General features: G+C 72.4%; 4 protein-coding genes and 2 pseudogenes. 4 read left to right on the top strand and 2 right to left on the bottom strand.

The window, feature by feature from the left end:
• Positions 1 to 512: pseudogene (locus GWK61_RS31485) on the top strand (hypothetical protein); the annotation flags it as partial.
• Between the two features lie 207 nt (positions 513 to 719).
• Positions 720 to 1586, top strand: a complete 867-nt coding sequence (locus GWK61_RS31480) for a chitosanase (RefSeq protein ID WP_194915297.1) — start codon at positions 720 to 722, stop codon at positions 1584 to 1586.
• A gap of 139 nt (positions 1587 to 1725) precedes the next feature.
• Here the strand turns inward: GWK61_RS31480 and GWK61_RS31475 are convergent, their stop codons facing one another.
• Positions 1726 to 2652, bottom strand: a complete 927-nt coding sequence (locus GWK61_RS31475; protein ID WP_194915296.1) for a chitosanase — start codon at positions 2650 to 2652, stop codon at positions 1726 to 1728.
• 146 nt (positions 2653 to 2798) lie between these two features.
• On the opposite strand from GWK61_RS31475, the pseudogene GWK61_RS60965 reads away from it, so the two are divergent.
• Positions 2799 to 3359: pseudogene (locus GWK61_RS60965) on the top strand (sigma-70 family RNA polymerase sigma factor); the annotation flags it as partial.
• Between the two features lie 114 nt (positions 3360 to 3473).
• Here GWK61_RS60965 and GWK61_RS59910 read toward each other — a convergent pair.
• On the bottom strand, positions 3474 to 6299 hold the full coding sequence (locus GWK61_RS59910; RefSeq protein WP_194915294.1) for an ATP-binding protein: 2826 nt from the start codon (positions 6297 to 6299) through the stop codon (positions 3474 to 3476).
• Between the two features lie 173 nt (positions 6300 to 6472).
• Here GWK61_RS59910 and GWK61_RS31460 point away from each other — a divergent pair, with 173 nt between their 5' ends.
• Positions 6473 to 7495: a Mur ligase family protein gene (locus GWK61_RS31460; RefSeq protein ID WP_194915285.1), complete on the top strand. Its 1023-nt coding sequence runs from the start codon at positions 6473 to 6475 to the stop codon at positions 7493 to 7495.
• Positions 7496 to 7498 lie beyond the last annotated feature (3 nt).

Below are 7498 nucleotides of genomic sequence, written 5' to 3'. Positions count from 1 at the left end.
AGGCAGCTCGCTGCGGGGCCTGGCCCGCAGCCGACCACGCCGCTGACCCGGCAGCCAGCCGCGCCGCCGACCACTCAGCCGAGCAGACACCTTGTGTCGCAGGCTGCTTGCCGGCCGCTCCAGCCGCCCCACCCCCGACCCTCGACCAACTGGCCTTCGCCCACCTCATCCGCTCCGGCGCCTTCGACCGCCACCTCCGCACCGCGCGCCGGGCCTATCGCCGTCGTCGCGACGCGTTCGTCGCCGAGCTCGCGCGCCTGCTGCCCGAGTGTCCGGTGTCGTCAGCTTCGGCCGGGCTGCATGTGATCCTTCGCGTTCCCGGGGTGCCCGCGGCGGTCGTCGTCGAGGCTGCCGCGGCGCGCGGGTTGCGGGTCGGCAGCATGGCAGAGCACTGCTCTGAGCTGGGTGTTCGGGAGGATCGGTTGGTGCTCGGGTACGGCACTGTGGCCGACAGTCAGGTGGCCGCCGCGGTCTGCGCGCTGGCCGGGGCCATTTCTTCCGTCGTGAATTAATATCATTAGGAAACTTTCCTAATAGGTCTGGACTGACGGCCGCACCCACCCATACAGTGCTCCTCGCGAGCTCGCACCTGTACGTGTACCTGCACCGCCGCACCAGCTGGCCGTCGACAGCGGCCGGTTCCCTTCACGCCGGCCGCGGCATGGCCGCGGCCGGAGTAACTGGAGCGTCAGATGCGAGTTTCCCTTCGTCCTGCCCGCGTGGGCAGGCACCTGCTGGTCCCGGCGCTGGTCGCCGCGACCGTCGCCGGCGGTCTCTGCGTGGTCGGTGCGACCGCGCCGAGTGCCGGTCCCGCCGTCGCGCAGCACCAGTCCTTCGTGCCGGCCGCGTTCGCGGCCGGCGGGGGACTGACCGCTGACCAGCGCCGTCGGGCGGATCAGCTGATCAGCGTGTTCGAGAACAGCACCACCACCCTGCAGTACGCCTACGCCGAGAACATCAACGACGGGCGCGGCGTCACCGCCGGGCGCGCCGGCTTCACCACCAACGACGGTGACGCGCTCAAGGTGATCCAGGCGTACGACGCGGTCTCGCCGGGCAACGTCCTCGAACCGTTCATCCCCGAGCTGCAACGGCTGGCCGCCGCCGGCTCCGGCGACACCTCCGGCCTGCCGGAGGCCGACTACATCGCCGCCTGGAAGCAGGCCGCCACGGACCCGGTCTTCAACCAGGTCCAGGACGACCAGGTCAACCAGCGCTACTTCAACCCGGCGATGGCCGACGCGGACCAGCTGGGCCTCACCACGGCCCTGGCCCGCGCCGAGCTGTACGACGCCTCCATCCAGCACGGCAACGGCACCGAGTACGACGCGCTGCCCGCGCTGATATCCCGCACCAACGCCGCGGTCGGCACCCCGGCCGCAGCTGGTGAATCCGCTTGGCTGGACGCGTTCTTCAACGTCCGGATCGACGACCTGCAGAACCCGGCGAACAGCGCCACGCAGGCCGAGTGGTCGCAGTCGGTGGACCGGGTGGAATGCCTGCGGCGGATCGCCGCGACCGGCAACACCAATCTCGACGGCCCGTTGAACATCACGGCTTTCGGATCGTCGTACACCATCAGCTGAGTCGTACACCATCAACTGATGAGCATCGTGTGGTGAAAACGGGGTACTGAGAAGCAGGCGGGGGGATCGCGCAGGAGTCAGCCGCGCGATCCCCCCGCCCTGTGAGTGTTACGCAGGGGCCTGAGAGCACCGTGAAGATTTACTTGAGCGTGTAGTCGGTACCGAACGCGGTGACCTTCAGCGGGCCGCTCAGCTGGTAGTTCCCGCTCGCGGCGATCCGCCGCAGGCACTCGACCCGGTCCACGGACTGAGACCATTCGTTCTGCGTGGCGGCGTTCGCCGGGTGCCGGAGGTCGTCGATCCGGACGTCGAAGAACGCGTTCAGCCAGGCCTGCTCCGTGGCCCGGCCCGCCTTACCCGGCGCACCGACCTTCGCGGTCGTCCGTGCGATCAGCGACGGCAGGGCGTCGTACTCGGTGCCGTTGCCGTGCTGGATCGACGCGTCGTAGAGCTCGGCGCGCGCCAGCGCGGTGGTCAGGCCGAGCTGGTCGGCGGCGGACGCGGCCGGGGCGAAGTAGCGCTGGTTGACCTGGTCGTCCTGGACCTGTTGGAACGCCGGATCGGTGCCGGCCGCCTTCCAGTCGGCGACGTACGACGCTTCCGGCAGCCCGGAGGTGTCGCTGCTGCCCGCGTCCGCGAGGCGCTGGAGCTCGGGGATGTAGTGGGCGAGCTTGTTCTGCGGGACGCGTGCCGCGTAGGCCTGGATCACCTTGAGGGCGTCGCCGTCGTTGGTGGTGAAGCCGGCGCGGCCCGCGGTGACGCCCCGGCCGTCGCCGATGTTCTCGGCGTAGGCGTACTGGATGTCCGGGGTGCTGTTCTCGAAGACGCTGATCAGTTGGTCGGCACGGCGGCGCTGGTCGGTGGTGAGTGCGCTGGCCGCCGACGGTGTCGCTGAAGCAGAAGCCGAGGCGGAAGTGGCCGGGGCTGAGCTCGACGCGGTGGACGACGCGGTAGCCGGCGCCGGAGCCGGGTCCGCGGAGTCGCCGGATGATCCGCCGCAGGCGGTGAGCGTGGCCGCGATCAAGGCGGCCACCAGGACCATCGGCACGGCAGAGGGAACGCGCATCGTCACTCCGTTGCTTCGGGGCGTCTTGCGGATCTCACTGTAGATCGCCGATCGCCCGGGGACGCTAATTATTAGGAAAGTTTACTGACAATAAATCATCCGGCCATCCGCCGCCGGATCGCGCGCACCCGACCCACCGGTGGCGGATGTTTTTCGGCGATCTGGCGGATGTTCCCCGCGCCCCGTCGGCGAAGCATGGAGGCACAGAGCACGCTGACCTCGGAAGGGACCCCGTGATGACGACCACCGCCGTCGAGGACATCGCCATCGAGGACACGACCGTCGAGGCCACCCTGACCGCCCTGATCGCCGAACACGCCACCGCGCTGCACAAGTACGCCGTGCGCATCACCCGCGGCGACGTCCCGCTGGCTGAGGACCTGGTCCAGGAGACCTGGCTGCGGGCCTGGCGCTACCCCGGGCAGGTCGCGCGCAGCGTCGAGTACGGGTCCTTCCGGCCGTGGCTGTTCACCGTGCTGCGCCGGGTCGCGATCGACGCGGCCCGGGCCCGGGGCGCGCGGCCGGCCGAGGTCGGCGGCGTGGAGCTGGAGCAGATCCTCGCCGCCACGCCCGACGCGATCGAGGAGCTGGTCGAGGCGCAGGCGATGCGGCAGGCGATGGCGAAGCTGACCGACAAGCATCGCAGCGCCCTGATCATGATCTACTACCACGGCCTGAGCTACGCCGAGGCCAGCGCCGCTCTGGGGGTGTCGGCGGGCACCGTGAAATCGCGCAGCTACTACGCCATCCAGCGCCTGCGCGACGAGATCACCGGTGACGCGAGCGTCGCCGCGACCGCCGGAGCCAGGCGCGGCCCGGCCTCAGCCCGCAGCTTCGCCGAGGCCCCCCGCCGTCCCGGCCCCGTGCGCCTGCTCGGCGATGATCAGCGCGATGCCGCTCCGGCTCGGCACGTCGAGCTTGGCGAGCACCCGCGACACATGGCTCTGCACGGTGCGCCGCGACAGGAACAGCCGGTCGGCGATGTCCGGGTTCGTCAGCCCCTCGGCGACCAGCTTGGCGACCCGTTCCTCGGCCGTGGTGAGGGCGGCCAGCCCGGTCTTGGGACGCCTGCGCGCCCCGCGCACCCCGAGCCGGATCCCGCACGCCCGCAGCCGGGCCTCGGCGCGGTCCATGTCCACGCGCGCCCCGAGCGCCTCGTACAGCCCCATCGCCTCGACGAGCAGCCCGCGGGCCCGCTCGACGTCGTCGGCGGCGAACAGCTCCGCGGCCGTCTCCAGGCTGACCGCCCGGGACCACGGCAGCCCGCCGAACCGCTCGGCGGCGGCCAGGACCGCCTCGGCGTCCCCTGCGGCTGTTGCGCGGGCCTGCTCGGCACCGGCCCGGATCAGCGGTTCGGTGTCGGCGTCCAGGGGGACGGCCACCAGGTCCAGGACCTTGGCGACCAGGTCGGGGCGCTCCTGCGGGCCCAGCCGGAGGATCCCGGGCATGGACATGTACCAGTAGACGGGCCCGCAATCCAGGGCGAGCTCGAGGTGGGCCACCGCCTCCGCGAGATCGCCCCGCTGCTCGGCGAGCGCCGCCCGGGCGAGCCACACCCAGGCGCGGTAGCTGGGCACGGGTGCCGCCGGTTCGCCGATCTCGTCGAGTGCTGACAGCTGCCCCTGCGCGGCCTTGGCATCGCCGCGGTGCGCGTGGATCGTCGCGCTCACCCCGTGGCACGTCGCGAACTGGAACCAGGGGGCCTCCTTGGTCTCCAGCGCGGTGGCCAGATCGCGCAGGGCCTCGTCCCAGTCGCCGCTCTCGAAGTGGGCGCAGCCCACGCTCATCGAGATCATGCTCAGCCGCGCCGACCCGGACCGTTCGGCCAGCCCCCGGGCGATCTCGTAGCTCTCCATCGCCTCGCTGCCGCGCCCCACGGCGAACAAGCCCATCCCGCGGTTGGCCAACAGCAGGATCTTCAAATCGGTGGCCGACCGCTCCGCGGACAACGCCTCCAGCGCGGCGTCGATGTAGTCGATCATCTGCCCGGCGTTGCCGCGCACCGACTCCGTCCACGACAGCACGAACAGCGCGTGCCCGACGGCGAAGGGGTCCGCGACGGCGCGCGCCGCCTTGAGCGTCTGCGTGGCCAGCTCCGCGCCGCCGTCGATGTCCCCGGAGTTGGCGAGCACCAGCGCGTGCAGCGTCCGCAGCCGGATGACCCAGACCTCGCCGAGGCGCCACTTCGAGCGGCCGGTCTTGATGGTCTCGACGGCCACGTCGTAGTCCGTCGCGCGCAGCGCCGCGTACGCCTTGATCCACGCCATCTCGGCGGCGTGGTCCGGATCGGTGGTGCGTTCCAGCACCCGCTCGGCCGCCGCCGCGGCGTCGGCCAGCGACCCCAGCTGGAACCGGGCGCGGGCCAGGCCGACGTTCAGATTCTCCCAGCGCGCCGGATCCGGCTCGGCGCCGATCTGCGCCGCCCGGATCAGCCGGATGGCCACCCCCGGCACGTCGTATACCAGGCTCGCGCCGTCGTTCACCAACCATTCCGAAGCCCACGGCGGCAGGTCGCCCTCCATGTGCAGCAGATGCACGGCCACGGCCGAGGCCTGCGCGCCGGTCCGGGCCACGGCGCGCGCGGCGTCCAGGTGCGCGCTGGAGCGCAGCGAGGCCGGAACGCTCTCGTACAGCGACTCTCGGATCAGCCCGTGCCGGAACCGCAGCCGCTCGCCGACCTCCTCCACGACCCCTGATCCGATCGCCTCGCGCAGCGCCGCCAGCAGGCTCGTCGGCGTCATCCCGGAGATCTCGCCGAGCTCGGCCGAGCCGAACTCCGGGCCGATGACGGCCGCCAGCCGCAGCGCGTCCTGGGTCTGCTCGGTGAGCGTGACCAGCCGCTCGGCGATCACGTCGAGCAGCGACAGCACGACCGGCGCGGACGGCGAATCCGGCACGACCTCCACCACGCCGTCGGCCGAGCGCAGATATCCGTGCCGGTCCAAGGCGTCGACGACCTCGCGGATGAACAGGGGGTTGCCCGCCGTCGACTCCACCCACTGCCGCAGGCCCCGGCCCGGCCGCCCGCCGGCGTGGATCGCGGCCAGTGTGACCGCGTCGCCGGCGGCCAGCGGGCCCAGCGCCAGGATCCTGGCAGAGCGGCGGATCATGCTGCGCCGCAGGCCAGCCAGGCGCTCCCGCCCGGCGGTCGTCCGGTACGCCCCGATCACCAGCACCGGCTGCTGCACCGAGGCCTGGCTGAGCCGGTCCAGGACCAGCAGCGAGGCGTCGTCGGCCCACTGCAGGTCGTCGACGAGCAGCACCGTCGGCCCGAAGCGGCTCAGCCCGTCGAGCTGTTCCAGAGCCGCCTCGACACCGGCCAGCACCGGGTCGCCGGAGGACGGCGACCACAGGCCCGATCCGTCGCCGGCCGTCGGCCGGGGCCGCGCCAGGCCTTTGGAGCGGAGCGCGACGTCGATCACGTGCAGCGGGAACTCCCGGTCGAGCTCGTCCGCGGTCGCGGTCAGCACCTGACAGCCCGCCTCGGCCGCGGCCCCGGCGACCACGGAGAGCACCGTCGACTTCCCGATGCCCGCCTCGCCCTCCAGCAGCGCCCCGCCTCCGCGGCCGGTGACCACGGCGTCGAGGAGCGCGCGGAGCTCGGCGACTGTCTCGCTGCGGCCGACGATCTTCGGGGCTTCGCTCACGATGTCACTTTAGTGACGCGCAGGTCGGATGGGTACTGAACCGGCGGCCCGGCCGCCGCGTAGAGCATCGCGAGCACGAGCCACACCGGCTCCGTCGATCGTCACAGGGGGTCCCCCATGCGCCGCGCCACGCCCACCGGCGGCAACCGTCCGCTTCCGACCGGAGTGGCGCGGTGAGGCCTTTCACGCTGGCCGAGATCGCCGACATCGTGGCGGGGCGGCTGCACGGCGCCGATCCGCTGCGGATCGTGCGGGGGCCGGTGGTCCTCGACTCGCGCGCGGTGGTCCCCGGCGCCCTGTTCGCCGCCTTCGACGGCGCCGAGGTCGACGGCCACGACTTCGCCGCCCCGGCCGTGGCCGCCGGCGCCGTCGCGGTGCTGGCCTCCCGGCCGGTGCCGGTGCCGGCCGTCCTAGTCCCCGACGTGGCCGCCGCGCTCGCCCGGCTCGCCCACCGGAACCTCACCGACGACGGCCCCCTGGTCGTCGGCATCACCGGATCGTTCGGCAAGACCACGACCAAGGACCTGCTGGCCGCGATCCTGGAGCCCGGGGCGCCGACCACGGCCACCGACGGCTCGCTCAACAACGAACTCGGCGTGCCGCTGACGGTGCTGCGTGCCGACGAGACGACGCGCTACCTGGTCCTGGAGATGGGAGCGGCGCGCGCTGGGGATCTCAGATACCTGACAACGATCGCGCGGCCCCGGATCGGGATCGTGCTCGCGGTCGGGAACGCTCATGTGGAGACTTTCGTTGCCGGCGCCGGTGCGCCTGTCGGCTCGCAAGCAGCCGTGGCGCGCGATCCGCTGAGCCTGGTCGCCGAGGCGAAGGCCGAACTGGTCGAGGCGCTGCCGGCGGCCTCGGCCGGCGGTGTGGCGATCCTGAACGCCGACGATCCGCGGGTGGCGGCCATGGCGGTGCGCACCGCCGCGGACATCGTGCTGTTCGGCCGCGATCCCAAGGCGGTGATCCGCGCGGTCGACGAACGGATGGAGCAGGGGAGGCCGGCCTTCACGCTGCTGACCCCCGACGGCGGCGCGGACGTCCAGCTGTCCCTGATCGGCGCGCACCAGATCCACAACGCATTGGCCGCTGCCGCCGCCGGCTGGGTGCTGGGTGTCGGCCCGGAGCGCATCGCCGAGGCGTTGAGCGCGGCCGGGCCGCGTTCGCGATGGCCGCCGCTCACCGGATCCTGACCC

The organism is Catenulispora rubra, assembly GCF_015356825.1.
GTDB lineage: Bacteria > Actinomycetota > Actinomycetes > Streptomycetales > Catenulisporaceae > Catenulispora > Catenulispora rubra.
The sequence above is the reverse complement of the archived record's forward strand: the minus strand, read 5'-3'. Positions and strand labels throughout refer to the sequence as shown.